This is a genomic window from Cupriavidus sp. 05L310 (assembly GCF_056398185.1).
The window spans coordinates 155,114-181,557 of record NZ_JBFTOX010000003.1; the positions used below are offsets into that span (position 1 = coordinate 155,114).

Below are 26,444 nucleotides of genomic sequence, written 5' to 3' on the forward strand. Positions count from 1 at the left end.
CAAAAACTGCCACCATCATGACCCGACCCTGCCTGCCTTCGCTGGACCAATTCACTGCGCCTGCCTTCCGTGCCCCTGCCGGCGCCTGCGACAGCCACGCCCATGTGTTCGGGCCTTACCAGCGCTTTCCGCTGGCCGCCGAGCGCAGCTATACGCCCGCCGAGCACCCGGCCGAGGCATTCATCGCTCACCTGGAGCAGCTCGGTCTTGCGCGCGGCGTGCTGGTCACCGCCAGCGCCTGCGGCACCGACAACGGCTCCGTGCTGGAGGCACTGCGGCGCTACCCGGACCGCCTGCGCGGCATCGCCGTGCCGGCGCCCGATACCAGCGATGCCGAACTGGACGACTGGCACGCGGCCGGCGTGCGTGGCATCCGCATTAACCTGTACCAGGTGGAAGGCCACGCGGTGTACCGCAACGGCGTGGGGCTTGAGGTGCTGGAAGCGCTCGCGCCGCGCCTGGCCGAGCGCGGCTGGCACGCGCAGATCTGGATCCACGCGCCGGACCTGCCGGCGCTTGCCCCGCGCCTGCGCGCGCTAGGCGTGCCGCTGGTGATCGACCACATGGGCCGCATGTCCACTGCGCGCGGCGTGGCCGATCCAGGTTTCCAGTCGCTGTGCGCGCTGCTGGCCGAGGGTGCGGCGTGGACCAAGATATCAGGGGCCGATCGCCTGAGCGCGGCGGGTGCACCCTATGCCGATGTCGATCCATTCGCCGCCGCGCTGCTCGCGGCCAATCCAGAGCGCGTGGTGTGGGGCTCGGACTGGCCGCATATCAATTACTTCGAGGCGCGCCAGGTGCCCGACGACGGCATGCTGTTCAACCTGCTGGCGCGGTGGCTACCGGATGCCGAGGCGCGCCAGCGCGTGTTGGTGAGCAACCCGGCGTGCCTGTACGGCTTCGGCTAAGCGCGCGCTTAGCCCCCAGGCCCTTCACACCGGCGGTGCCGGTTTCGGCGGCGCCGGTCATGCAGAACACACGGCGGACGCGGCGCGTCCCGACGCCGGCCGTCCATAGGAGACACCATGCATTGTTTTGCCCCAACCATTTCCACGGCCCTCGCATCGCGGTCTGCCGCGGGGCGGGCACGCGCGGCGCTGACCGCCTTCGCTGGCTTCCTGACGTGCGTCGGGGCCGTCAACGCCCACGCCGCCGGCAATGACTACCCCGCCAAACCGGTGCGCGTGGTGGTGGCGTTCACCGCCGGCGGCACCACCGATATCCTGGCGCGCAGCATCAGCCAGGTGCTGGCCCAGCGCTTCAAGCAATCGTTTGTGGTCGACAACCGTCCGGGCGCCGGCGGCAATATCGGCACCGAGGCCGTGGTGCGCGCGCCGGCCGATGGCTACACGCTGCTGGTCACCTCGGTTGGCCCGATCTCGATCAACCAGACGCTCTACAAGCGCCTGAACTACGATCCGCTCAGCGACCTGGTGCCGGTGGTGCAAATTGCCGACGTGCCGAACGTGCTGGTGGTGCATCCCTCACTGCCGGCCAAGAGTTTCGAGGAGTTCGTCGCCTACGCCAAGGCCAACCCCGGCAAACTCAACTACAGTTCCACCGGTGTGGGTACGTCGTCGCAGCTCTCCAGCTTCATGCTGACGCAGCGTATCGGGACCGAGGCTACCCATATCCCATACAAGGGTGCCGATGCGCTCAACGATCTGCTGTCCGGTCGGGTACAGTTCATGTTTGCCACGATCCCGTCGGTCATCGCCCATATCAAGGTCGGCAAGCTGCGCGCGCTGGCGGTGAGCAGTGCGCGCCGTTCGCAGTCGCTGCCGGATGTGCCCACCGTGGCGGAAAAAGGCTTCCCCGGCTTCGAAGCCGGCTCCTGGTTCGGCGTGTTCGCGCCCAAGGGCACACTCAAGCCTGTGATCGCCAAGCTGAACCAGGCAATCAATGAGGCCCTGCCTTCGCTGCAGGCTCAGATGGTGCGGGAAGGGGCCGATCCCGTGGGTGGCTCGCCGGAGCAGTTCGGCAAGTTCACGCACAAGGAATACGCGAAATGGAAAGTGGTGGTGCGCGAGTCGGGTGCTTCCCTGGAATAAGCATGAACATGAATACTAGTAACCCTGCAGCCGCGCAACCCTTGCGGATTCTGCTGTCGGAGGCGGCCTTGCAGCAATATGGCGAGGATATCGGCGCTGCGCTTGGCGGAGCGGCTTTCGTGCCGGTGGTAGCGCCGTCCGGGCAAGGCGCAGCCGTGTCATCCGAACCGGATGCCGATATTGCCTTTGTCTCGCGCGACGTCACTGGCCTGTCCACCAAGCATGAAATCCTGCCCGCTACCCGGCGCTTCTATGACGCCATGCTGGCAAGCCCCGGGCTGCGCTGGGTGCATACCCATTCGGCCGGTGCGGATCGCGCGATCTTTGGCGTGTTGCGCGCGCGCGGCGTGACGGTGACGACTTCGTCAGGCGCCAACGCGGGCGTGGTGGCGCAGACCGCGCTGGCCGGGTTGCTGGCACTGGCGCGGCATTTCCCGCAGATGCTGGCCGCGCAGCGTGATAGCGTGTGGGCCCCCCTGATCGGCTCGGGCCTGCCACGCGACTTAGCCGGGCAGACCGCCACCATTGTCGGCTGGGGCCCGATAGGGCAACTGCTCGGCAGTCTGCTGCAGACGCTGGGGATGAAGGTGATCGTGGTACGGCAGAGCGCCGTGCCGGCCGGCCCTGGCTATGAGACGGTGGCATTCGATGCGGTGCGCAGCGTGCTGCTGCGTACCGACTGGCTATTGCTGGCGTGTCCGCTGACGCCGCAAACGCGCGGGCTGGTGGATGCCGCCGCGCTAGCATTGCTGCCTGTGGGTGCCAGGCTGGTCAACGTGGCGCGAGGCGAACTGGTGGACGAGTCCGCGCTGATCGAGGCGCTGCGAGCCAGACGCCTCGCTGGCGCCTATCTGGATGTGTTCGCGCACGAGCCACTGCCGGCGGATTCGCCGCTGTGGACGCTGCCCAACGTCATTGCCACGCCGCATAGCGCGGGCTTCTCCGATGGGAATGCCGCGCGCGTGGTGGGCATCTTTCTGGACAACTTGATGCGCTGGCAGGCGGGCGAGGGCTTACGCAACCTGGTTGCCTGAGCTGGCAGGCTGGCTACAGGGCAGGCATTTGGAAGCGCTTTGTCACGTTCGTCAGTGAGCAGCGTAAGATCCGGCGATGCAATAGACAAAATCGCTCTATCACGACTACCGGTTTCCTGCCGTTGAGGGAAGCTAACGGCTGCCCTCAACTGAACTGACCATACGAGTGTCGCCAGATGAAATCGAGGAGCCATTTCACGCCAATCCGATGCCAATTTCTGCATGAATGCGGACGATTTCGCGCCCGCTTCGGGTCTGCTTCCCGATTCCGGGCGCACTCATCCCTTGGCTGCCTGCAAACTTCGTCGGCGCATCATCCACAGATTGCTCAAGGCAAACAGTGTGTGCAGTTGCTCGGGTCATCGAATGGAAGGGACTTCCATTCGATGACCCCAACTTAGAGGCCCTCCAAGACCACGCCACAAGCCAATCGCGGAACGACTGCCAGTCAACAGTGCGCGACCATGGCATCCTGCATATCCGGGCTATCGAAACCCTCGGTGAATGTGCTTTGGATCCCGTCCAGCAACGCATTGACCGGCTCCGTCCTGCCTTGTTGCCGCCAGAGCCGTGCCAGACTCAGCGTTGCCCGCAACTCAAATGACCTGGCATTCTGCTGGCGGGCTATCGCGATCGCATTGCGAAAACACGCTTCGGCTTCCGTGTCACTCACAGCCTTGAGATCGTGGGGACTCGAACCTTGAAATATCAACTCCCCTTTGATGCGATGCCACTCGGCTTCGCAAAAGTGCTCTCCGGCCCTTTTCACCGCGTCTGCCGCCTCGGCCAGCGCGCTCAGGCCTGACTCGAGCTGTCCCATGCATCCATAGGCCTGGGCCAGCAGTTCCTGGAAATGAGAATGCCCCAACGCTGCCCCCGTGGCGTGATAGGCGGACAGCCCCTGGTGGATCTGCGCGATTCCCTCCTCATGCTGTCCCTGCTCGGTCAGCGCCCAACCGCGAAGGATGGTCGCCCACGCAAGCCAGAACGGGAAGCCTTGTTCGGTCGAGAGCGCGATTGCGGCGTCGGCGTATTCCTGCGTGAGTTTGAGATCACGGCGGAACTGATGCAACTCCGCCGCCAGGCAGAAGGTGTGCGCCAGACTGAACGGGTGGGAAAGGTTGCGGGCCAGCGCAAAAGACTCCTGCGCTCTCTTGCTGGCCTGTTCAGGATAGCCGAGAGTCCAGCGGACGAGGGCCGAGGTGGATAGCGCACGCACTTCCGGATCCACGCCATGAAAGTTGGGGTGCGGGTGGCGCGGTTCTGAGCCGTAAATTGCCAGCGCATCGATCAAATGGGCATCCGCGGCCCTGAATTTACCCGAGTAATACAGGGTTGTTCCAAGCAAGACATGCGCTTCCCCCAATAAATCCGGGTCTTTCGCGCTCTCGGCCAGGCCAAGAAGTTGCTTCCCTAGCTTGTATGCCTTTCCATGTTCTGCTCGCAGAGAGAAATAGGTTCGCAATCCCACCTGCGTTGGAAAGAGCTGTGGTGTTTCCCCAACCTCGCCGCACAGTGCCAAGGCACGGCTGTAAGTCGCCTCCACCTCAGATGAGGCAAATCCTCTCGCAGCAATCAACGCCGGCCCGATGGCAAGTCGCAAAGTGAGCTCCTGGCGTGTGCGGTCGGGCGTATCGGGCTGGCGTTTGAGCAGTTCCAGGGCTGCATTCAGATGGCGGATCGCTTCCTGATAGGCTGAGCGCTGGATGGCCTGCTGTCCGGTGCGCTGAAGGTACTCCACAGCTTTCGGATCATTGCCGCTAAGGCTATAGTGCCGCGCCAGCTCACTGTAGTAGTCTTTCAGCTGATGCTGGAAGAGGGTCTCAATTGCCTGGGCCGTGCGTTCATGCAGCGCGGTGCGTTGTTCCATCAGCAGGGAGTTGCCTGCGACTTCCTGGGTCAGCGCATGCTTGAACGTGTACTCTGTGTCGGGAAACGCGGGCCGCTCGTAAATGAACTCGCCAGCTTCCAGATGGGCCAGGAGGTGGCGCAGTTGGTCATCCGACTGCGCGACAACCTGCTGGATCAGACTCAGGGAAAACTCCTTCCCGATCACGGCAAGGCTCTGCAACAAGTCCTTCTCGGCACGGGGCAGCCGATCGATGCGGGCAGCCAGTACGCCCTGTACCGTGGTCGGGATATGTAGCGCAGTTGGGGTCTTCTCAATGCGGTAATGGCCAGGCTCGCCGAGGAGTGCCTTCTCCTCAGACAAGGTCTGCACCACTTCCTCCATGAAAAAGGGATTGCCCTCAGTCTTGTCCTGGATAAGTGTCTTGAGAGGCGTGAGCGAGGGTTCATCTCCAAGCAGGGCAGTGAGCAGTTCCTGAGCCTCTACCTGACCCAATGGATCCAGCCGCAACTGGGTGTAGCCGCTCTTGTGCCTCAAGTCATGCTGATACTCGGGCCGATAGTTCAGCATGAGCAGAATCCTGGCGTCTCGCAGGTAGTCGACGAGGACATCCAGGAAGGCCTCTGTTTCGCTGTCCAACCATTGCAGGTCCTCGAACAGCAGTTCGAGTGGCTGGTTGCGGCTCTCGCGGACCAGCAGGCGTGTGATCGCTTCGAACGTGCGCTGGCGCCGGATCCGAGGGTCCATGTTCGGTAATGCCGAACCAGGCTCGCTGATGCCCAGCAAGTAGAGCAGGTAAGGCAGCAGGTCTTCCAGTGTACGGTCCAGCATCAGCACCCTGCCTGCGACCTTCTCCCGGCACCTCCGTTCATCGTCGTGCGCCTCGATCTGAAAATAGTTCTTCACGAGCTCGATCAATGGCAGAAAGGCAAAGGACTTGCCGTGGGAGACCGAGAAGGTCTCCAGCACCATGCAGCCTCGCTGCGACAGCACCTTGAATTCGTGGAACAGCCGAGATTTTCCGACCCCGGCGTCGCCAACCACCCCGACAATCTGTCCGAGTCCTGCCTTGGCGCGAGCCAATGCACCATGCAATTGCTCCAGTTCGCCCTCGCGTCCCACGAACCGAGCCAAGCCGCGACGCTGAGCCACTTGCAGGCGTGTGCGCAACACACCGAGGCGCAACACCTCATAGACGGCAAGCGGCTCCGGAATGCCTTTCACCTGGGTCGCCCCCAGGGCTTTGAAGTCGAAATATCCCTCGGTCAGCTTGCAGGTCGCCTCGCTCACGAGAATGGACGACGGCGTGGCGATGCTCTCCATCCGTGAGGCGATGTTGATCGTGTGTCCTACCGGATCGTAGTCCGTGTGCAGGTCGTCCCTTCGGATGGAACGCACCACCACCTCTCCGGTGTGGATCCCCACCCGAATCTGAAGCGGTATGCCTTGTTCGAGACGGATGCGGTCACTGTGACGGCGCATGGCTTCCTGCATCCGCAGCGCCGCATACAGTGCTCGCCGGGGATGATCTTCATGGGCGATGGGCGCGCCGAACAGGGCCAGTATGCCGTCGCCCAGCGACTTGGCCACATAGCCCTCATAGTGGTGCACGGCCTCCATCATCAGGGCCACGACGGGATCGATCAGGCGGCGTGCCTCTTCCGGGTCCAGATCGTGGATCAGCGCCGTGGAGCCGGCCATGTCGGCAAACAGGGCAGTGATGGTCTTGCGTTCACCAGATGGTGCTCCCCTGGCTTCCATGGCAGCCTGTTCGGCCAGAATGCGCTCGGCCAGGTGGCGTGGCGTGTAGTCTATGGGGGCGGGAGCCGTCGACTGGGCGCCGCCGGGCGGCAACTCGGAGAAGAAGGCAAGGGACGCGCCGCATTCGATACAAAACTTGTCGGCGGAACCCGATTCATGACCACATTTCGGGCAGTGCCGGGAAAGCCTCGCACCGCAATCCTTGCAGAATCTGGCCCCAGCGGGGCTTTCGGAACCGCAGTTGGTGCAGTGCATATCGCTCTCTTCCCGTCCGGCCTTCGTCTATACGATTAAATGCCTTCTCCTCTACGGTATCAATGGCCGGCACAGGGCCATCGCTACTTCCTCCCAAGTTGGCATCCCCCGGCTCAGGGGGCTTTCGAGGACTCCGCGTGGCCCCGGCCGAGCGGTCAAGATGCGCGGGTCGTGGTCTACGCCTTGGGCTTCGACGAGGCCAAGCTTGCTCGCGTCTCGTTGCTATCGATCCACGAGAAAGTTGGAAGCGTATGGCACAGCACAAGTACGTTGGGCACGCTCAACGGCGAGCCGAACGCGAGCAGTGAATGCTGGTGCGCCCCCCACGGATGCTGATGATGACTAGGCTGCCTTGGGGCTAAAACGCAATTAATCGACAAGATGCTAACCCCGCCTCAAATTGTCGGAAGACTGGCAGAAACACCGCGGCGGCGCTCGTGCCGACTATTTTCGTGGGGTGCCGACATCCGCTAGCCGAGATCCATTCTCGCCGCCGTGATGGGCGGTGGCCTTGCGTCGAAACCCGGGGCGCTCGCGCGGGTTCGTCATCGTGCCGACGCTGGCGTATCTAGGTCTGTGATCTGTGGTCGCACGACGTCCGAGCCGACAAGGCGCGCGCCTATCCCAGTTCAGCCGGGTTTCGACGCGGTTTCGGGTCGAGATAACGCGCGCGCCGCACGTTGGGTTTGTAGTCCCCGCGCCCGCTTCGCATCGGTCTGGGCAACGTGTCCCGCCGCCTGACCCGCCAGATCCACGCGCGGTGCGCCTTCCACCAGGCAGGTCCAGTAGCGGGTCCCGCGGCACCAGGTCCGGATCGCGTCGCGCAACACCGACTCCGTCAGGCCAAGTTCCTGCGCGTGTTGGACCAGGTCCTCGAAGATGCCGATCTTGAGCGGCACCTTGGGCGCAGGACTCTTCGGAAAGGTCTGCGGGAAGCGCTTTTGCAGCTTCTGTTGAGGATCAGAGATCGTGCGACCGGTGCTCACCATATGCGAGACCAATCACACAGTCCAACCGCTCTGATTTCTATCCGGATTTCGTCCGCAAGTACGCTTTTCGACCGTTGCTGGAAGGCAACAGCAGGGCGAATGATGTTCAGCATTCTTGAGACTACATCGAACTTGCGAATAAAAGCAGCGGGCGAAACGCCCCACAGGTACCTTGTTTCGCACTGAAAAGCTATGGTCGCATGAATGATGAGCGCGAGTCGCACGAATGACGAAGGTCGACAACTTTGATCAGCTGCTTCGAAGAGCGCACGCAACGCCCCACCGGAACATTCTTTCGCATGGAAAAGCGACAGTCGCATGAACGATGAGCGGAAAAATGCAACGCTCTTATCAATGATGAGCGTGGCTCGCATGAACCGCGATCTTCAACAGGTGCTGCCCCGGCACAGCGCAAGCGACGACCTCTTCGGCGCCACCGCTTATCCACGCATTGCGCTGATTGGCAGGTCCTATTCGCGAACCTCGAATTTCGCGGGCTATCTGGGACTGCACCTTGGCCTGGCGGTCGCCAACACGGCGGGTGCCCTAATTTTCGTCACCTTGAAAGGGGTGGCTCTAAAGTGGATATCCGGATCGCCACCACTTGAGCGAAACGCTTCCGACTATGCGGCTGTAGGGCATATCCTATGGCCTTAATTGTGGTCTTGCTCAACGAGTATGGGGGGGGCGGGACATACCGCAGCGATCTGGATCGTCCTGGGCCTCGCTTCGAGCATTGGCGCTTGGGTCGTTTGGGGACGTGTTCTTGCCAAAGCTCAGGGTGGAAAAGGAGCCACCCTTGTCTCGCCCGTCCTGCTCATCGACGCCTGCGCCGTTCTACTTTGGCCCGGGCTCCAGGCGGTCTTCCTATCGGCGGTGAAATGGACTCGGAGACTGCGCTCCAGACCACAAATTCGGTATTGGCCGACGAACTGGCATCCAGGCTCTGCCTGCGGAGGTCCGATGGGCGCCCATAATCGGTCACCCAAGGCGGGGGTGGCGATTGTCTCTTCATCGGCCGGTTCCGATATGGTGGGCTTCGGCGTAGCCTTCGGTCCAAAGCTGAACGCCGAAGTCGGTTTTCGCTCCCAGCATATCTCGAATGCCGGTATCAAGGCGCCTAATCCCGGCAGCAACTTCTATACCGGTTATTTGCGCTACCGCTTTTGAAGGAAGCGGTGCTCTCGTACGGATTCACGCGACATCGGCGCGGGAAAATGCCGCCGATGCAAGTGTATCTTTCATCACCGATCGGCAAGATAGGTATCGCTTGTGCGACATGAACGAGATGGCGTTTGGAGCCGGGGGCGTTGGCCCGATGGCGGCCTCTGTTCGGAAAATGCACGCTTCGGAGAAGCGCTGCTCGGCCATGCCTGCCGCCAATGATTCATTCGTTTGAGAAAGGGCAGCCCCGCGTAGCCGGTATAGACTCAATTCACGCTTCCGCCGTACCGTGGCGGGCGATCTCGAGGCGAGGTGCATCATGATCCGACTTCTGGCTGCCGCAATACTCTGCGCGATGACGCTGAGCGTGATGGGTTGTGCCGGTCCGCAGATGGGGGCCGACAATACGCATCGTTTCACCAGCGACCTATACAACTACGAGTTCAGTCGGAACCTGTAGGCATATTCAGCGGGGCATTCCGTCGTCAGGCACTCGCGACATGAGTGGTATCGGTCAATGTCGCCGGGAGATGGCGAACTCATCCGAGGCCGGATTCCACCCGGCCTCATTCTTTTTCTGCCGGAACCTTTCTGCGGCGCCTTCCTTGCCTCTTCGTCGCCTTTTCGATTTCGCCATTGTTACCGGCGAACTCCCGCGCCGTCCCGGTAAATCGCGGCGCGTGATCCGGGTGGTTGCGCAATGCGGACACGTTTCCAATTGGCGGGACGATTGGGTTAATGCTTTCGGTCCGCCAACCCATACCCTTGCTGCGCCGGTCGAAGACCGTGCAAAACCATATCGTCAAACAGAACGGAACAGCGAGGAGAGACACATGAAGAGGATGGGAGCACTCTTGGTGGTGGCGATGGCAACAGTGCCTGGCATGGCGGCGGCACAATCGGGGGTGACCCTTTATGGCGTAGCCGATCTTTACACCGAGTATGTCAAGTCAGGGTCGAATCATGTTGCGCGGGTCGAGGACGGCGGGCTGTATCAATCACGGTGGGGCCTGCGCGGCAAAGAGGAACTGGGGCAAGGGATGTCGGCGGTCTTCACGCTGGAGTCGGGACTGGCGCTCGACAGTGGCACGGCCCAGCAGGGCGGGCGCCTGTTCGGCCGCCAGGCCTGGATCGGCCTGAGCAGTAACGACTGGGGCGCGCTGACGCTGGGCCGGCAGAACACCCCGATCTACTACATCGAGGGGCAGGCGTCGGCCTTCGGCTTCTCGCCGTATGGGCCGCTCGGTCGCCTGCAGAACAGCGGACCCGCGGGCAGCAGCCTGACGGCGCGCGCCGACAACTCGATCCGCTACGAAAGCCCCGAGCTCGGCGGTCTGCAAGCCAGCGTGCTCTATTCATTCGGTGCCGAGCGGACCAGCGCGCCGCGCGACGCAGACCGGTTTGCGGGTCTCGGGCTGACCTATGCCCGCGGTCCGCTGTGGCTGGGCGTGGCTTACGAACGTACCTACAGCATCAACGCGGTCACCGATGCCGACCGCGACGAGCGGGCGATCGGCGCTACCTACGAGTTCCCGTGGCTGAAGGTGTTCGCCAACGTGCGCCAGGCAACGCGATGGGTGCCGGGGCAGGCGACGCTGAAGGATCGTGGCTTCCAAGTGGGCACCACCATTCCCGTCGGCGGTGCCGGGCTGGTGCTGCTGGCGTACGGCATGCAACAATCGGTTGGCACGTCCAACCGTGGCCAGCAGGCGTCGATCGGCTACCAGTATTCGCTGTCCAAGCGGACAACGCTCTATACCAACGCCAGCAAGATCTGGAACACCAACAAGGCTAACTACACGTTCTCGAACATTCCCAACGAGGTCACCGCGACCAGCGTGTCCGACCCGAGTGGCGTCATGATGGGCATGCGGCACCTGTTCTGACCGGCGCACACCGGCGCGGCGGCCAGTTGCCGCTGCCGGCAACGGCGATCCAATCCCGCAAAGCATAGGAGAATCCATGAAGCGCTCCACCTTCGCCGCGGCTTTCGGGCTGCATCTGTTCTGTGCATCGATCGCATCGGCGGCAGGCGTGACACAAATGCAGACCCTGGGCGCGGATGCCGCAGTCCGCCTGACCGATGCGGCCAAACGGTTTGCCGGGGACCGCAAGGTCCCTGTCAGCATCGTCGTGGTCGATGTCGCCGGCCACTTCTTGAGCGGTGTGAGAATGGACGGCGCCCCGTTCGGGACCTTCGACGTGGCGCGCGGCAAGGCCATCGCCTCGGCGGCGACAGGCGGTGTCTCCGGCGCCGAACTCGTGAAGCGCTATCAGGCCAATCCCATCGTCTTCGGCCAGATGAGCTCGCTCGTCTATGGCGGGCCGGTCTTTCCTTCGCAGGGATCCCTTGGCATCTACGTCGATGGCCGCCTGGTCGGCGCCGTCGGCGTGAGCGGGGGGCCGTCCGATGTGGACGAGGAAATCGGTCGTCGCGGCATGGCCGCGATCGGGGCGACGGAAGCGCCCTGAGCGTTGAATGCGCCCTGGGGCGCATCGTTCATGTCATGCGCGCCTGCCGGGCAGAGTACCGTCAGGCGCGTTGCGCATCAGGAGCGGTTGCGGCCCTGGACATCTGTCAGGAAGCACTCGATGCGCGTGGCAAGATCTACCGGCGTCTCGTCCATCGGGTAGTGTCCCGCGTTGCGGATGACATCGATGTCCAGGTCCGCGAATGCCCGGCCGTACGTCTGCTGCATGACGTCGGCCGTCAACGAGGGATCGTGCTCGCCGACCAGCAGCAGCGTGGGGACCTTGGTGCCGGTCATGTCGGCGAAGAAGTCAGTGTCGGCCCATGCCCGGAAATACGCGGCAAGTGCTTCGGGGGAGGCATGTTCGGTCGAGGCCCGGACCATCTTCTCGACCCAATGCCGGCTCAGGCGCTCGCCGGTCGAGTGGTCCAGCACGGCAACCCTTGCCGCGAACTCGTCAGCGGCCCGCTCGAACAGCGAGCGCGTTGCCGCATCGAACGGTACCGGCGTGGGTGGCACGGGCGTGATGCCGACCATGGCCGTGACGCGCGCGGGGGCGAGCAGGGCGACGGCCTGCATGGCCTTGCCGCCCATCGAGTGCCCGATCAGCGAGAAGCGTTGCCATCCGAGTTCGTCGCCAAGCGACAGCACGTCGGCGGCGATCTCGCGCATGTCGAAATTGCCCGGGACCGCGCGCCGGGCACCATAGCCACGGTAATCGATGAAGGCGTAGGTGAAGCGGTCGCCGTCGAGTGCGTCGACAAGCGGACCCCATCCGCGCGCATGGCCGAACCAGCCGTGCAAGCCGATGACATGGATGGGTCCGTTGCCGATGGTGACTACGGCGCCGTTCTGCTGTGGATGCATAGGGTTTGCTCCGGTCGTGAATGTGGCGCTCCATCTTGCATGAGTCGCCGCGGCGCGAGCCGGGCAGCTGTCAAGTTCTTGGACAATCCGGTAAGTGCGGCCCGCGCACCGCCGGACGAAGGCCGGCAGGCGTGCCGATGTCGCAGAACGGAGGACGTTTTGGTAAACGGCTCCCCAAATTGGGAAGCACCTTGTGTCCGGATCAGCGAGAGTACGGGCCTGGGCTGACCCTGTCGCCCACGCATCGCGATTCACAAGGAGACCAGAGTCAATGCAAAGCCGGAATTCTCCGTCATCCCACTCCGTGCCGCGGCGGCTGGGCAAGCTTGCCGACATGGCGGTGGCCATCAGCGCCACACTGGCCGTGGCCGCCGCAGGCCTGCTTCCGGGCGTCGCCAACGCCGCCGCGGACGCCAATGCGCAAGCAGGCTGGAAGCCGTCGAAGCCGATCGTCTTCATCGTTCCGTTTCCGCCGGCCGGCATCAACGACGTGCTGGCCAGGGCCGTGGCACAGCGTCTGTCGAACGTGCTGGGGCAGCCGGTCGTGGTGGAAAACCGGCCCGGCGCCAGCGGCAACATCGGTGCGGAAGCACTGGTGCGCGCGGCGCCGGATGGGCACACGATCGGCATCCTGAACAGCATCCATGGCGTCAACGCCGCGTTTTACCGCAAGCTGCCCTACGACGTGACGCGCGACCTGGTACCCGTGGCACCGCTGGGCGAGTCGCCGCTGGTGCTGGTCACGAACCCGCGCACGCCATACAAGTCCGTCCCCGAACTGATCGCCTATGCCAAGGCGAATCCTGGCAAGGTCAACTACGGCGGTCCGACCAGCTATCCGCTCGAGATGATCAAGACGATGGCCGGTGTCGATATCACCAATATCCCGTACAAGGGCAGCGGCCCGACCATCAACGACATGATCGCCGGGCACATCGACCTGGCGACGGGGCCGCTGCTCGAGTACATGCCGCATGTGAACTCCGGCAAGCTCAAGCTGCTGGCCGTCGGCACAAGCGGCAGGCTCAAGGCCCTGCCCGGCGTGCCGGCCGTGGCCGAGAGCATTCCCGGGTACGACATCACCGTCTGGTATGGCGTCTTTGCCCCGAAGGGCACGCCGGCGCCCATCGTCGAGCGGCTGCGTGGCGAGATCCGCACCATCATGAACGATGCGGAAATCCGCGCCAAGCTGGCCGGCCTGAGCGTGGACACGGCGTTCAGCCAGACCGGCGTGACAGGCCTGACCAACCGCCTGGCCAGCGAAACGCAGCGTGCGCAGAAGATCGTCGCCAAGACCGGTGGCTATCTCAACTAGGCCAGCGATGCCTTTCCGCAAGGATCCGGACGTGAAACCTCCCATGGAACGCCGCCGGCTTTCGGCCTGCCTGTTTGCGTTGTGCATGCTGGCGCTGCCGTCGCTGGCGCAGCCGCAGCCGCAGCCGATTCGGGAAGCCGATGCCGCGCGGCCCGCGCCGCAGATGGTGGCGCAGGTCTGCGCGGCCTGCCACGGCAGTACCGGCCAGAGCCTGCACAAGGAGTATCCGAGCCTGGCGGGCCAGAACGAAGACTACCTGTTCAAGCAGTTGCGGCAGTTCAAGGCCAGTGCCGGCAAGCCGGCACTGCGCCAGGACGCCACCATGGCCGCCGTAGTGCAGGGAATGAGCGATACGGAGATGCGCGAGCTCGCGCGCTATTTCAGTCGCCAGTCACCGGCGCGCGGGCAGGCCGACCAGACGCACCTGGTGGAAGCAGGCAAGGCCATCTACTGGAAGGGCAATCCGTCCAGTCGGCTGCCGGCCTGTGTCTCATGTCACCGGCCGAACGGCGAGGGCATTGCGCCGGACTTTCCGCGCATTGCCGGCCAGCAGCCGGAGTACGTGACCAGGCAGCTCCACGCGTGGAAATCGGGCACGCGTGGCGGCCCCGGCAAGCTGATGAGCCTGCTGGTGCCGCTGATGACTGACGAGGAAATCGCCGCCGTTGCGCAGTATGTGGCGCAACTGCACTGATGACCGCATTCGCCGTCCGGCGGACATGGACAAATGGTGGACCCGTGGACGGCTCAATCGAAAGGAACCAAGACAATGATGATCGACAGGAGACACTGGCTGAAGGCCGCTGGCGCGCTCGGCCTCGGCGCGGCGTCGCTGAACGCGGCGGCTCAGGGTAAGGCGGGGCGCGCGGCGCCGGCGGCTGCATCCGGCGCCGCTCCGCTTCCAGTGATGCAACCGGGCAAGATCCACCGCATCGAGTCCGGCAGCGAGTCCGTGCGCGTCGGCATTCTCGATCCCAAGGCGGCGCCGGTCGCCAGCATCGAGTCGGGCGACCTGGTGATGTATCCGAATACGTGGGTCAACTGGGCCAACGGCGCCGCATACGGCATGAGCTTCGAGGACCGCGAGCCGGTGCGCAAGCGGTTTCCGCAGGGACCGTATTCGAATGTGGGCCCGGTGGAATTGCGCGGGGCGATGCCCGGCGACGTGGTCGAGTGCCGCATGGTCAGGCTGCGCCCGATCGGCTGGGGATGGAACTCCGCACCCAAGGGGGTCGGCGCCCTGCCGAACGACTTCGCGAAGCCGTACCTGCGCTATTTCAAGTTTGACGAGGGCCGGCAATACACCGAATTCGCGCCGGGCATCCGCATCAAGCTGGCGCCGTTCCAGGGCGTGATGGCGGTGCAGCCCGCCGGCGACGAACCGATCAGCGGCATCCTCAGCGGTGCGTATGGCGGCAACCTCGTGCTGCGCGAGCTGGTCGAGGGCACGTCGCTGTTCCTGCCTGTCCAGCGGCCCGGCGCGATGATCTGGACCGGCGACTCGCATGCCGCGCAGGGCGACGGCGTGGTCAACCAGACTGCCATCGAAACCGCGATGGAAGACATGCGGATCCAGTATTTCCTGTACAAGCAGCGGCCCCTGGCCTTGCCGATGGCGGAGACCCCCACTCACTGGATCGTTCTCGGCTTCGGCAAGAACCTCGACGAGGCGCTGGTGGCGTGCGTGCGGCAGATGCTCGACTGGGTCACCGCCGCGACGGGCATGGATCCGCAGGACGTGTACTCGCTCGCTAGTATCACGTCCGACTTCCGCATCACGCAGTACTCCAACCAGACGGCCAGCAACTACACGTCGATTCCGGCCAAGACCGTGCACGGCATGCTGCCCAAGTCGGTGTTCGACGCGTCCTTCCGGGAAAAGCTGTCACGCTCGCTGCGCGGCTGAGGGTTTGCGGCGGGCCGGGCAAGGTGGGCGGGGTGGGGGCCTCAGTCGCCCGGCGCTCCGCCCGGCATGCCGGTCCGGCGAAACTCCGAGGGGCTGAGCCCCAGGTGCTGAACGAAGAATCGCGTGAAGTGCCCTTGCGCGCTGAAGCCGAGCTGGTGGGCCACGTCGCCGATGCTGGCGTGGCGCTCCGCCAGCAGACGCGTGGCAATGCCGATCCGGATCCAGTCCAGGTATTGCTGGGGCGAAATGCCCATGCAGGCCTTGAACTGGTGGAAAAGCCGGCTGCGCGACATGCCCACCGCGCTGGCGACCGTCTCGACATTGGGATTTTCTCCCGCGTGGCTGCGGATGTACTCGGTCGCGCGCTTGATCCGGTAGTCCAGCGGCCTGGTGCTGGCCAGCACTTCGGTCATGGAGCGCCGCTGGAGATGGTGGGCCGAGACCCTGCGCGCCAGTTCGGCGACAGCGGTTTCGCAATCCGCGGAGCCAATGGTCAGATCGTCAGCGAGATCGCGGGCGAGGCAGCTCCCCAGCGCCGTCAGCGATGCGATGGTATCCGCGTCCATGCGCACCAGCGTGTCAGTGAAGCGCAGGCCACTGGCAGGGTTTTCGACCCCGAGCGTGCGCCCGAGCCACTTCGGTTCCAGCAGCAAGGCCAGCAGCAGCGAATGTGAGCCTGCCCTGGCGCTCTTGGCATGGGTCGACCAGGAATTGACCAGCAATGCGCAGCCGTCGGTCAGCGTCAGCGGCCGGTCGTCGATGTGGAAAGTCGCGTCCGTGCCGCCGAGCTTGAAGATCAGGTGAAACTCCGCGTGGGCATGCGCGACGAGGGGCCCCGATATGCGATGCAGGGTGGCCCGGCCGAAGCTGCCGTGGACGATGCGTATCTGGCGGTCCTTTGCCATTCAGGTTCTCTCCTCAAGCAGGCAAGCGGGCATGCAAAAGGCGCCTGCGTACAGAAGACGGAGGACAGTCGCCTCCACATGCTTCGACAATCGCCTGATGATGCCGTTTTGCAAACGTTTGCAATGAGACCGGATTATGTCACCGATATGGCAGACGTCAAGAGAGAGGCGGCGCAGCTGTTGTGTTTCTATGGAATGTGGAACCGGGTCCACACAGCACGGCGGCCATGCGGATTGGCGGTGTACAGTGCCGGATCGGCCACGCGACGGTCGGATAAAGGGCTCTCCCTGTACTCTTGGCACGGCCCGGGTGCAACCGCCGGGCCATGCCCGGCAGGCACAGGGGCGAGCGTAGCGGCAAAGCCTAGGCCCAGGGGGCACGGATGCCGGTCCGATGGCCAAGCGCCTCCAGCGCGTCAGCCGTTGCGGGCGCCAGGGCAATGCCGATCGCCTGTCGCTCATGCGCTTCGGCGTAGCCGCGCTCTCCGGGCAATCGTGGCGGGCCCTCGCCAGAGGCCGGCAGGTTGTGGATGGCCGCCGCCAGTTCGGTCAGTTGTGCTTCAAACCGCGAAGGATCAACGACTTGCGCGATATCGACCGCAAGCACCCACGCGTTCTGCGTGTGGCGATGGGCCGCCGCGGGGTCCGACAGCGCAGGGACGAGGATCGGATGGCAGGTCAGCAGGCTGCACGCGATCTCGGCCATCAGCGCCAGACCGGAGCCCTTCGGGCCGCCCAATGGCAACGGCGTCGTGGCCAGGTTCGGGTCGGTGGTGGCGTTGCCCATCGCGTCGATGGCCCAGCCCGGCTCGAGCCGCCGGCCCGTGGCCCGAGCCTGCATGAGCTTGCCGAAAGCGACGGCGCCCGCGGCCATGTCGAACACGACCGGCTGGCCGCGCGCGGGGCAGGCCATGGACAGCGGCGCGGTGGAGACGCCCGGGACCGAGGCGCCATGGTAGGCCATCAGCGGTCCCGAAGCCGCCATGGCCATGGCGAACATTCCCTCACTGGCGACATGGGCCGTATGGAAGCCGAGCGCGCCGGTATGCGTCGTTTCCCGCAGCAGTACGAGGCTTGCTCCGGCCCGGCGCGCCCCCGCGATTGCATGCCCGGCGGCAACGCGCATACCGAGTGCACCGGCGCAGCGATCGCCCTCGATTACGGTCAGCGCGGGCAGGCTGAGCCCCGCGCGCGGTTGTGCGCGGCCATTGATCTCGCCCGATGCGAGCCACGCGGCGTATTGCGGGATGCGCGAGACCCCATGTCCGGGCGAACCGCGCAGGTCAGCCCACACCAGACTCTCGGCCACGACCGAAGCAGCCTGGCTCTCCAGCCCGGCCGAGCCCAGCAGCGCCTGTGCGTAGGCCTGCAATCGGGCCGCGTTGATCCACGTGGCGGGGCGCCCGGTCATGCCGTCTCCAGTGGCGCCTGGCGGGCCGGAAAGAACTTGCGCAGCCAGTCCGTGACCAGGTTCAGGGCCGCCTGGTTGTCATCGGAGAAGATGAAATGGTCGATCTGCGCGAGCAGATGCAGTTCGGCCGGCATCCTGGCGTGGCGGAACAATTCGATCGACTGCTCCGTCGGCGTGACCGAGTCCTCGGCCGGATGCAGCAGCAGGAGCGGACGCGGCGCAATGTTGCCGGCCACCTCGTTCGGCCGGAAGCGCAGCATGCTCTCGACGACCTCGAACGGGAATTCCATGAAGCTTCCCGCGGGCAGGCTGCCGCGCATGGCGGGAGGGATGGGCACGATGTCGAAGCGCGAGACCCGCATCGACTGGCCCTTGGCCAGGCGCGCACGGCCTTCGTTCACCATCGCCTCGAAACGCTCCCAGGCGCCCGGTTCGGCATGCTGCTGACGCAGCTTCACTTCGCCGTCGCCCCATCCGGCCGACGAGATGCAGGCCACGATGCGAGGATCCACGCCGGCGGCATAGACCGCCACGGCCGCACCGAAGCTGTGGCCCATGACGGCAATCCTCGCCGGATCGGCTTCGGGCAGCCCCTGCAGGTAGGTGACCGCGTTGCGGGTGTCGCTCACCTGGTCCTCGCACAGTACCTTGCCGAGTTCGCCTTCGCTGTCGCCGCAACCGCGCATGTCAAAGCGCAGGACCACATAGCCGAGCGACGAGAACAGACGCGTCGCGAGCCGGACCATGCCGTCGTCCTTGTTGCTGCCGAACCCGTGCAGCACCGCGATGGCGGGACGCTGCTCGCCTTCGACAAGGTCGGGGGGGAAATGTAGGGCTCCGGCCAGGCGAAGCCCGTCGGAGTCAAATGTCACAACCGTGTGCACGATCAATTCTCCAAGTTTCGTGGCACACGATGTTCTACGAAATCCGCGCTCCGATGGCTGCCCAACCATCCACCGGCTTACCGGATCGTCCGCTTACTTTGACTGGCCGGTGCAAACTTCCTCAGCGGCTGCGCGCGGCCCGGCGACGCGGCGCCTTGCCCGCTGGGGATGACGGCTCGCTGTCCGCCTCGTCGTCCAGACCCGGAAGCACCAGTGCTTTCATCAGGGCCAGCGTCCGCAGGCAGAATGCCGAACCGGCTGAGCGTTCGTCCTCCGGGAAGTGCGCCATGGCCGGCGCGATGGACGACTCCGTGGCGAGCTTCTCCACGGCCTACTCGACGGTATCGAGGGTTTTGTCGCAGTAAGAGAGATCAGTCGGCAAGACGCTGGGCAGCGCTTTGACTGCCGACACGTTGTGGAATACGTGTTCGTGTCCGGTGAATCGGTAGCGATACGCTTTTCTATCGATGTTTTCCATTTGATTTCCTTCTGATGTCGATGTCCATTCGAATTGCGGAGCGAATAGGTCACCGAATCATGGCGCGTGGATCCCGATTCGAAAACCAGTAGTTGGCGAGCCTGCCATCGCTAATGACGATGGCAGGCGAGCGCACTGGGCGTGCGCCGAAGCGCACGCCCAAGCTGACGGTGTCGAAGACGGCAGCGTGACCCGACGCTTGTTTTGGGCTAACCGTCTCTAGGGTTGACTCACAAGAAATCCAACACAACGCGTATTCGGGGGATCCGGCGTTTCGCTTGAGAATTTCTCAAGTGTCAGCGCCGAAAATCTCGTTTGTAGGAAGCCAGTCGGTCGCCCCTGGCTGCGGTGGTGGGGCGATCATGGCTCGCAACCGCCCTCTGATTTGCGTGCGGAGATCGAACGTGAAGTCGCGACTGGCGCTGGTGCTAACGCAGATTAAGACGATCGAAACCCAGCAGCACGGGGTGGTGAAGGCCGGCGCGCAGCCAGCCATCGCGCTGCGCGCGCGGCTCAGCGGGATCGGCCTGGGCAGTGCCTGGCTCCTGATCAAGGAACTGTTTGGCTGGCGGCGCTTTCACAACCGGCGCGAACTCGCAGGATACTTGGGACTGGTACCGACCCCCTACAGTAGCGGCGAAACTCAGGTCGAGCAAGGCATCAGCAAGGCGGGCAACAAACGATCTCGCTGGCTGATGGTTGAACTTGCTTGGAGCTGGTTACGGTACCAGCCGACGAGTCAGCTCGCGCAATGGTTCAATATTCGCTTTGCACCAAGCGGCAAGCGCATGCGGCGCGTCGGTATTGTCGCACTCGCCCGCAGATTGGCGATTGCCCTGTGGCGCTATCTTGAGTACGGCGAGATTCCCGACGGGGCAACCCTCAAACCAGTAGCAAAGTGATCCACCTTAAGCGTGCCAGGGCTAAGTGGTAACGATCGAAGGTCAGTGCGCCCGTACCAGCGCCGGGCTACCTCACAGGTAGCCGTCCTTTTAGATGGGGCGCGCAGATAACAGGGGTTCCAGCGCTTTGCGCATGTGGTATGTGGTGGTCGGCTCCGCGCCGTCACGGATAGAAGGTAGTCCGGGCAGCAGCCCGGTTATTGAGCAACCCCGACCTCGGTTTCGTGCCGCGTCAGTCCGCGAACGAAAATTAATGGCTTGCAAGGAGGGCCTATTGCGCCAGATCCGCCTACGCAAATCCAATACAGAAAGGGGGTTGACACCCTTGCCCTCATCGAAGGCGCTGGTGGTTGAGATGGACGCGTGCCCGAAATTGTCCCGCACGAAACGCAGGTCCACCTGCTGGTCGGTCATGTGCGACCCCGCGGTATGGCGCAGCCAGTGCGCTGACGCGCTGGCCAGCACCGCGGCACGGCTTTCCCACTCGGGGCCGCGTGAGCGCAGGCGCTGGGCGGCCATCCCGAAGACTTCCTTCAGCACCAGGTGCAGGGCACCGCGTGACAAGGGCTTTTCCTTGCCGAGGATCGGCAGCACGATGGGACGTGCCTCGCCGGGGTGGGGGGCGGGCGGCAGACCGTGGGCGCTGCGATAGCGCGCCAGCTCCACGATCAGTTCGTCGGTGGCCGGCACCAGCCACTTGTTGCCCTTGCCGGTCACCTCCAGCCACCAGCGCTCAACGCCGTCGCGGTCACGCCGGCAGAAGAAGGCGCCCATGCGGGTTTCGGCCACTTCCGCCGCGCGCAGGCCGCTGAGATACAGCACCGTGAAGAGCCTGCGGCAGCGCGCCGCGTGCAGCCGGTCGCGCTCGGTGGCACTGTCGCTCGTGCCCGGCATCGCTTCGATAGTGTCCTTGACCGCCTGCCACATGGGGCGGCTGAGGTAGCGCTTGCGTGATTCTCGGCTTGGGCTGGCCGCGCCGGCTGCGTGCCAGGGACGGTGGGTTGCCGGCTACGGAGACTCAAATCTGTGGAGGAAGTCCTGCGACGCGGCCGCGAGCGCTTGCTTGCCGCAGGCGTCCGCAGCATTTGCTTTGGGTGCGCACGTATGCCTGCCGACCGGTACGACAAACGCATCTCAGTCGCTAGCGCTATCGGTCCGCTGACCCAGCGACTGTTCGAAGAATTGCAGAAGGGCTTGCACGCGGGCGGTGCGGCCCTTGCGTGTCGGAACAAGAAGGGTGACTGGCGCACTGTCGAATTGCCAGTCGGCCAGTACACGCACTAGTGCGCCACTAGCCACCGCCTCGGCGGCATCCCATTCTGATCGCAGAACCAATCCCATGCCTTTCTCGGCCCAGTGGCGAGCCACGCTTCCATCGTTAGTGGTATAGGCGGGTGCGACGCGAAGCGCCTCCCCGGGGCTTGGCCGCCGGAGCGCACGGGTTGATGCTTTTCGGACATGCCACAGTGTTACGTCCTCATCGTTCTCGCGGATGCAGATGCATGCGTGCGCCAGCAGATCGCGCGGCACCTGGGGCACCCCATGCGCGCTTAGGTAGCTTGGGCTGGCACACAGCCATCGCTCATTGGAGGCCAGCGTGCGGGCAATCCACGAAGATTCCTTCACTGTGCCTACGTGGACCACGGCGTCCGCATCGTGGCGGTCTGGCCATGGCGTCTCCCGGAGATCCAACTGCAGCCGTAGCCCAGGATGGAGACGCGCGAAGCGCGCGAGCATCGGTGCGATACGTTGGCGACCGTAGCCAAAGGGGGCAGAGATACGGAGGATTCCAGTCAACTGCCGGTCGTCGCGCTGGAAGGATTCAGGCAGCGACTCCAATTGCCGTAGGAGGAGTTCAGCTTCGTGAGCGAAGCGCTCCCCTTCCGGGGTCAGGCTGAGGCGATGAGCGGTACGGGTGGCAAGTGCGAGTCCCAGCGTCATCTCAAGTTTGCGTAAGCGCATAGACAACGCTGGCGGGGTAACGTCGAGCGCGCGCGCTGCGGCGCTGAGCGATGGCGCCCGCGCTAATGCAGATACCAGCTGCAAATCCTCGATGCGGATCATTCAATTCAGCTTAACAATAGATTTCCAGACATTTAACCACATTGACGACCTGACTGACTACAGTGGCTTCATATGCACCGGCACCACCTTCGGCGCGCCGACACAGGAGGACGCTGCTCGTCCCCGGGCGCGCATTCTGCGACCGACCAGCCTGCAACCAATTTTCCTTGCCATTCGACATGTACTTTTCCCTTCACACCGTTGACACCCCAGCAGCGATCATTGATCTGGCGCGCATGCAGCACAATATTGAGCGCATGCAGCAGCGCATGGATGCGCTGGGCGTGCGGTTCCGGCCGCATGTTAAGACCAGCAAATGCACACCTGTCGTGCGTGCCCAACTCGCGGCCGGAGCGCATGGAATCACTGTCTCCACGCTCAAGGAAGCCGAGCAATTCCTTGCCGCAGGTGTGACAGACATTTTCTACGCGGTTGGCATGGCGCCGCACCGGCTTCCACAAGCGCTGGCATTGCGCCGGCGCGGTTGCGATTTGAAGATACTCACAGACGGCATTGACTCGGCTCGGGCGATTGCCGACTTCGGCAGAGCGAACGGTGAGACCTTCGATGTGTGGATCGAGATCGACACGGACGGCCACCGCTCGGGCATCCAGCCTGAAGACTCAGCGCTCCTGGAGGTCGGGCGCGTATTGCACGACGGGGGTATGTGCCTTGGTGGCGTGTTGACCCACGCAGGCTCGAGCTACGAGCTCGATACGCCTGAGGCGTTGACGGCCTTGGCCGAGCACGAACGCGTCGGCTGCGTGCGTGCGGCGGAGCGCCTGCGTGCGGCGGGCCTTCCCTGTCCAGGGGTCAGCGTCGGCTCGACCCCGACGGCACTTGCGGCCGTGCAACTCCAGGGGGTGACCGAGGTGCGGGCCGGCGTTTACGTTCTCTTTGACCTGGTGATGAACAACGTCGGTGTCTGCACCACTGATGAGATAGCGCTTAGTGTGCTGACGACGGTGATAGGCCATCAGAGCGACAAGGGTTGGATTATCGTGGACGCAGGGTGGATGGCCATGAGCCGCGATCGAGGAACCCAGAAGCAGAGGCGGGACTATGGATATGGGCAGGTCTGCACGATAGACGGCACGGTGTTGCCAGGCTATCTGCTGAGTGGCGCTAACCAGGAGCACGGCATCGTGTCGCGCGAAGGTGGCCCCGATGCGGACATCTCCCATCGCTTTCCGGTGGGCACGCGCTTGCGCATTCTGCCGAACCACGCCTGCGCGACAGGGGCGCAGTTCCCCGAGTACCGAGCGCTCGCTGAGGGCGGAAAGCTCACGACCTGGGAGCGTTTCCATGGCTGGTGAGTTGCGCGGCGACGTACGAGTCGCCACTCCGGCAGGCTTGGCCAGCGCGGCAAGCCGCTGTGGCCCCCGCATCGTTCAAGCGATGCAGGCGCGTTCAATCGCGCAGGGAGGAGACCAATCCTGACACACAAAGGAGTAGATCATTACCCGGCCGACTTGCTTGTCACGAGCAATGGCAGGAAAAGACTTTAGGAAAGATCATGAAATTCAAACGCCTCCCTCACTCTTCTCTCGTAGGTCGCATCATGCGATTCACGACCGCTTTCGCTGCTTTCGCCTTTGGTGCGGCCTGCAGTCTCACCTCGTCCGCTCAGGCGGCGGAGGACCCGTGGCCCCATAAGCCCGTCACCGTAATCGTCGCTTCTGCTGCCGGTGGATCGGGCGACGTACTGAGCCGCATTGTGCTGAGTCACCTCGCGAGAGCTACCAACGCCAACTTTGTCGTCGACAATCGCCCGGGCGCCGCAGGGAACATCGGCATGGCGATGGTAAAGCGCGCCGAGCCGGACGGGTACACGCTCGGCTATGGCAACATCAACACGTTGGCTATCAACCCGGGCCTGTTCAGCAAGCTTCCCTATGATGTGCAACGGGACTTTGTGCCCGTGGGCCGCATGTTCTCGATCTACAACCTGCTCGTGGTTCGTGGCGACTCCCCGATCAAGAACGTCGCCGAACTGATTGCGCTGGCCAAGAAGGAGCCCGGCAAGCTGTCATACGCCGCGGCGGGTACCGGCAGCAGTGGCCACATGGGCGGTGAGCTATTCAAGAAGATGGCCGGCATCGACGTGTTGTTCATCCCGTACAACGGCGACCCGCCGTCCCTCACCGACCTCGCCGGCGGCCGGCTTGACTACACGTTTACCAATGCCTCGGTCGCATGGCCACTAGTCAAAAGCGGCAAGCTGCGCGCGCTGGCGATTACCAGCCGTGAGCGTATTGCACTCTATCCCAATCTACCGACCCTGGACGAGGCCGGACTGAAAGGCTATGAGAATGTGTCGTGGGGTGGCTTGGTCTTTCCCAAGGGGACGCCACAGCCGATCGTCGACCGGGTTAGCGCCGCGCTGGAAAAAGTGCTGAAGACCGATGCCTTGCGCAAGGAGCTGACCGACGCCAACGCATCGGCAGGCACCGGCACCCGCGAAGAGTTCGTGCGTTTCATCGCCAGCGAACAGAAGAAATGGTCTGGCCTCATCGAAACCGCGCATATCCCCAAACAGAACTGAGCGTCCCGCCGACCATGTCTAGCCCCCGCATTGCAATCTTAGGCTTCGCCATCGAATCGAACCGCTTTGCCCCGGTTTCCACGCGGGCCGACTTTGTGGACCGCGCTTACCTGGCCGGCGAGGCGTTGCTGGCGGATGCGCGCAGTCCCGCACCTGCCATGACGCCGGAGATTCCAGCCTTCGTCCGGCGCATGGATGCCAACGGTGCATGGATCCCCGTGCCGATCCTGTTCGCCAACGCAGAATCGGGCGGCCCGGTCGATCACGCTTTCTTCACCGAGACATTAGCCATCTTCGAGCAGGGACTACGTGCAGCTTTGCCGTTGGACGCTGTCTACATCTGTGAGCACGGCGCCGCCATTACCACCGAGGAGGATGATCCGGACGGCCTCGTTTTCGAAATGGCGCGATCTATCGTTGGCCCCTTGGTTCCCATCGTAGCCACCGTCGATTTGCATGCAAATGTGTCCGACCGGATGGTCGACCACGTTGACATGCTCATTTCCTATCGCCGCAATCCCCATACCGACATGGCCGAACGGGGGGCGGACGCGGCCGATGTGCTGATGGAACTGCTGCGCGGCATGCGCGTGACCGTGGCCCACGTGCGCATGCCGGTTTGCGCACCACCGACGCAGCTGTTGACCGCCCCCGGTACCGGGCCATACGCGGACATGATCCAGGCGGCGGAAGCATTGGATGATCCACGAATCGTCAATATCTCGGCCCTGGGCGGGTTCGTCTTTGGAGACACACCAAAGAATGGAATGACGGTGATCGTCTCGACCCGTAACGATGCCGAGTTCGCGCGTCAAACTGCCCTGGACCTGGTCACGCCAGCATGGGCAGGGCGGGCCGCCTTCACGCCCGAGTTGGTGCCGCTCGAACAAGCTGTGGCTTTGGCAAGGGCGGCTGGCGGCGACTCTTCACTGCACGCAGTACTCTTGGCCGATGTGGCCGACAACCCGGGTGGGGGCGGGCGCGGCAACACGCCATTCCTGCTGCAGGCGCTATTGGAAGGCGGCGTCAATAACGCGATCCTGGGGGTTGTCACGGACCCGTCACTGAGCGCCGAGGCGCAGGCGCTTGGCGTCGGCGCTTCGTTCACCGCTCGCTTCAATCGCGAGGAAACCGCCACGTACTCGTCGCCGTTCAGCGCGCCCGCTACAGTGCTGCGCTTGCATTCCGGAAAAGGCGTCGGACGGCGGGGCCAGTTGGCTGGCTGTAGCTTTAACCTGGGCCCCTCGGCCTTGCTGCAGGTTGGAGGCGTGCAGGTGGTGGTGATCAGCAACCGTCATCAATGCCACGAGCCCATGTTCTTCGAAATGTTTGGCATCGATATCGCGGCTGCGCGCACGGTGGTGGTGAAATCGCGGGGCCATTTCCGTGCCGCGTTCGACGAGTTCTTCGAGCCAGAGCAGATACTCAGTGTGGACGCCCCCGGGCTGACATCGCCGGTATTGTCCCGTTTCGACTTCCAGCGTCTGCCCGGTCCCGTTGTTCCTATTGATACCATGACAGAATGGGCGCCGCGCGTCCGCCTGTTGTACAAGCCGGAAGAAAGGCAATGAGGCTTGCGAGCCATGCAGATCG

The 26,444-nt window shown here is 63.8% G+C and carries 23 protein-coding genes and 4 pseudogenes; 15 read left to right on the plus strand and 12 right to left on the minus strand.

The features are described from left to right. Positions 1–17: 17 nt before the first annotated feature. The 3 genes from AC1DS6_RS03115 to AC1DS6_RS03125 all read left to right on the plus strand — a co-directional run bounded on the left by AC1DS6_RS03115 (position 18) and on the right by AC1DS6_RS03125 (position 3,085). The gene (locus AC1DS6_RS03115; protein WP_477102008.1) at positions 18–908 is read left to right on the plus strand and encodes an amidohydrolase family protein; all 891 of its coding nucleotides are present in this window, start codon (positions 18–20) and stop codon (positions 906–908) included. Positions 909–1,025: 117 nt separating this feature from the next. Further along, complete coding sequence (locus AC1DS6_RS03120) at positions 1,026–2,051, plus strand: Bug family tripartite tricarboxylate transporter substrate binding protein (RefSeq protein WP_477102009.1); 1,026 nt, start codon at positions 1,026–1,028, stop codon at positions 2,049–2,051. Positions 2,052–2,059: 8 nt separating this feature from the next. Beyond that, positions 2,060–3,085 carry a D-2-hydroxyacid dehydrogenase gene (locus AC1DS6_RS03125; protein WP_441633034.1) on the plus strand — a complete coding sequence of 342 codons (1,026 nt, stop codon included), beginning with the start codon at positions 2,060–2,062 and terminating at the stop codon, positions 3,083–3,085. A gap of 448 nt (positions 3,086–3,533) precedes the next feature. Here AC1DS6_RS03125 and AC1DS6_RS03130 read toward each other — a convergent pair whose 3' ends face one another. The 3 genes and pseudogenes from AC1DS6_RS03130 to AC1DS6_RS03140 all read right to left on the minus strand — a co-directional run bounded on the left by AC1DS6_RS03130 (position 3,534) and on the right by AC1DS6_RS03140 (position 8,313). Next, positions 3,534–6,950, minus strand: coding sequence for an adenylate/guanylate cyclase domain-containing protein (locus AC1DS6_RS03130; RefSeq protein ID WP_477102010.1), 3,417 nt, complete (start codon positions 6,948–6,950; stop codon positions 3,534–3,536). A 629-nt stretch (positions 6,951–7,579) separates the two neighbouring features. Beyond that, positions 7,580–7,900: pseudogene (locus tag AC1DS6_RS03135) on the minus strand (ProQ/FinO family protein); the annotation flags it as partial. A gap of 32 nt (positions 7,901–7,932) precedes the next feature. Next, positions 7,933–8,313: a hypothetical protein gene (locus AC1DS6_RS03140; RefSeq protein ID WP_477102011.1), complete on the minus strand. Its 381-nt coding sequence runs from the start codon at positions 8,311–8,313 to the stop codon at positions 7,933–7,935. On the opposite strand from AC1DS6_RS03140, the gene AC1DS6_RS03145 reads away from it, so the two are divergent. Next, positions 8,312–8,596 (plus strand): alginate O-acetyltransferase AlgX-related protein, encoded by a 285-nt coding sequence (locus AC1DS6_RS03145; RefSeq protein ID WP_477102012.1) that lies wholly within the window; start codon positions 8,312–8,314, stop codon positions 8,594–8,596. The genes AC1DS6_RS03140 and AC1DS6_RS03145 overlap by 2 nt on opposite strands. A gap of 366 nt (positions 8,597–8,962) precedes the next feature. After that, a pseudogene (locus tag AC1DS6_RS03150) lies at positions 8,963–9,109 on the plus strand (acyloxyacyl hydrolase); the annotation flags it as partial. 24 nt (positions 9,110–9,133) lie between these two features. On the opposite strand, the gene AC1DS6_RS03155 reads toward AC1DS6_RS03150, so the two are convergent. Beyond that, positions 9,134–9,424, minus strand: coding sequence for a hypothetical protein (locus AC1DS6_RS03155; RefSeq protein ID WP_441633040.1), 291 nt, complete (start codon positions 9,422–9,424; stop codon positions 9,134–9,136). Between AC1DS6_RS03155 and AC1DS6_RS03160 the strand changes: the two genes are divergently transcribed. The 3 genes from AC1DS6_RS03160 (at position 9,423) to AC1DS6_RS03170 (ending at position 11,575) form a co-directional block, all read left to right on the plus strand. Beyond that, positions 9,423–9,563 (plus strand): hypothetical protein, encoded by a 141-nt coding sequence (locus tag AC1DS6_RS03160; RefSeq protein ID WP_441633042.1) that lies wholly within the window; start codon positions 9,423–9,425, stop codon positions 9,561–9,563. The genes AC1DS6_RS03155 and AC1DS6_RS03160 overlap by 2 nt on opposite strands. 373 nt (positions 9,564–9,936) lie before the next feature. Further along, positions 9,937–10,989: a porin gene (locus AC1DS6_RS03165; protein ID WP_477102013.1), complete on the plus strand. Its 1,053-nt coding sequence runs from the start codon at positions 9,937–9,939 to the stop codon at positions 10,987–10,989. A gap of 76 nt (positions 10,990–11,065) precedes the next feature. Continuing rightward, on the plus strand, positions 11,066–11,575 hold the full coding sequence (locus AC1DS6_RS03170) for a GlcG/HbpS family heme-binding protein (protein WP_441633046.1): 510 nt from the start codon (positions 11,066–11,068) through the stop codon (positions 11,573–11,575). Positions 11,576–11,652: 77 nt separating this feature from the next. On the opposite strand, the gene AC1DS6_RS03175 is transcribed toward AC1DS6_RS03170, so the two are convergent. Next, a complete protein-coding gene (locus tag AC1DS6_RS03175; protein WP_477102014.1) occupies positions 11,653–12,441 on the minus strand; it encodes an alpha/beta fold hydrolase in 789 nt (262 codons plus the stop codon). A 271-nt stretch (positions 12,442–12,712) separates the two neighbouring features. Between AC1DS6_RS03175 and AC1DS6_RS03180 the strand changes: the two genes are divergently transcribed. From AC1DS6_RS03180 to AC1DS6_RS03190, 3 genes are all read left to right on the plus strand, one after another. Then, the gene (locus AC1DS6_RS03180) at positions 12,713–13,756 is read left to right on the plus strand and encodes a Bug family tripartite tricarboxylate transporter substrate binding protein (protein WP_477102015.1); all 1,044 of its coding nucleotides are present in this window, start codon (positions 12,713–12,715) and stop codon (positions 13,754–13,756) included. A gap of 31 nt (positions 13,757–13,787) precedes the next feature. Then, positions 13,788–14,450 carry a c-type cytochrome gene (locus AC1DS6_RS03185; RefSeq protein ID WP_441633052.1) on the plus strand — a complete coding sequence of 221 codons (663 nt, stop codon included), beginning with the start codon at positions 13,788–13,790 and terminating at the stop codon, positions 14,448–14,450. Positions 14,451–14,525: 75 nt separating this feature from the next. Then, on the plus strand, positions 14,526–15,662 hold the full coding sequence (locus AC1DS6_RS03190; RefSeq protein ID WP_477102016.1) for an acetamidase/formamidase family protein: 1,137 nt from the start codon (positions 14,526–14,528) through the stop codon (positions 15,660–15,662). A gap of 41 nt (positions 15,663–15,703) precedes the next feature. On the opposite strand, the gene AC1DS6_RS03195 is transcribed toward AC1DS6_RS03190, so the two are convergent. From AC1DS6_RS03195 to AC1DS6_RS03215, 5 genes are all read right to left on the minus strand, one after another. Next, the gene (locus AC1DS6_RS03195) at positions 15,704–16,567 is read right to left on the minus strand and encodes a helix-turn-helix transcriptional regulator (protein ID WP_477102017.1); all 864 of its coding nucleotides are present in this window, start codon (positions 16,565–16,567) and stop codon (positions 15,704–15,706) included. A gap of 364 nt (positions 16,568–16,931) precedes the next feature. Beyond that, positions 16,932–17,978, minus strand: a complete 1,047-nt coding sequence (locus AC1DS6_RS03200) for an Ldh family oxidoreductase (RefSeq protein ID WP_477102018.1) — start codon at positions 17,976–17,978, stop codon at positions 16,932–16,934. Further along, positions 17,975–18,931, minus strand: a complete 957-nt coding sequence (locus tag AC1DS6_RS03205) for an alpha/beta hydrolase (RefSeq protein ID WP_477102019.1) — start codon at positions 18,929–18,931, stop codon at positions 17,975–17,977. Before AC1DS6_RS03205 ends, AC1DS6_RS03200 begins: the two co-directional genes overlap by 4 nt. Positions 18,932–18,983: 52 nt before the next feature. Beyond that, a complete protein-coding gene (locus tag AC1DS6_RS03210; protein ID WP_477102020.1) occupies positions 18,984–19,190 on the minus strand; it encodes a hypothetical protein in 207 nt (68 codons plus the stop codon). A gap of 3 nt (positions 19,191–19,193) precedes the next feature. Beyond that, positions 19,194–19,340 (minus strand): hypothetical protein, encoded by a 147-nt coding sequence (locus tag AC1DS6_RS03215; RefSeq protein ID WP_477102021.1) that lies wholly within the window; start codon positions 19,338–19,340, stop codon positions 19,194–19,196. Positions 19,341–19,671: 331 nt separating this feature from the next. On the opposite strand from AC1DS6_RS03215, the pseudogene AC1DS6_RS03220 reads away from it, so the two are divergent. Then, positions 19,672–20,242 (plus strand): annotated as a pseudogene (locus AC1DS6_RS03220) (transposase); the annotation flags it as partial. 336 nt (positions 20,243–20,578) lie between these two features. On the opposite strand, the pseudogene AC1DS6_RS03225 reads toward AC1DS6_RS03220, so the two are convergent. Together AC1DS6_RS03225 and AC1DS6_RS03230 are read right to left on the minus strand one after the other, a co-directional pair. Continuing rightward, positions 20,579–21,254, minus strand: a pseudogene (locus AC1DS6_RS03225) (tyrosine-type recombinase/integrase); the annotation flags it as partial. Positions 21,255–21,376: 122 nt separating this feature from the next. Further along, positions 21,377–22,306, minus strand: a complete 930-nt coding sequence (locus AC1DS6_RS03230) for a LysR family transcriptional regulator (protein WP_045242202.1) — start codon at positions 22,304–22,306, stop codon at positions 21,377–21,379. Between the two features lie 179 nt (positions 22,307–22,485). Here AC1DS6_RS03230 and AC1DS6_RS03235 point away from each other — a divergent pair, with 179 nt between their 5' ends. The 3 genes from AC1DS6_RS03235 (at position 22,486) to AC1DS6_RS03245 (ending at position 26,422) form a co-directional block, all read left to right on the plus strand. Then, positions 22,486–23,622 carry a DSD1 family PLP-dependent enzyme gene (locus tag AC1DS6_RS03235; RefSeq protein ID WP_477102059.1) on the plus strand — a complete coding sequence of 379 codons (1,137 nt, stop codon included), beginning with the start codon at positions 22,486–22,488 and terminating at the stop codon, positions 23,620–23,622. Positions 23,623–23,822: 200 nt separating this feature from the next. Continuing rightward, on the plus strand, positions 23,823–24,851 hold the full coding sequence (locus AC1DS6_RS03240) for a Bug family tripartite tricarboxylate transporter substrate binding protein (protein WP_477102022.1): 1,029 nt from the start codon (positions 23,823–23,825) through the stop codon (positions 24,849–24,851). A gap of 14 nt (positions 24,852–24,865) precedes the next feature. Beyond that, positions 24,866–26,422, plus strand: coding sequence for a M81 family metallopeptidase (locus tag AC1DS6_RS03245; RefSeq protein ID WP_477102023.1), 1,557 nt, complete (start codon positions 24,866–24,868; stop codon positions 26,420–26,422). Positions 26,423–26,444 lie beyond the last annotated feature (22 nt).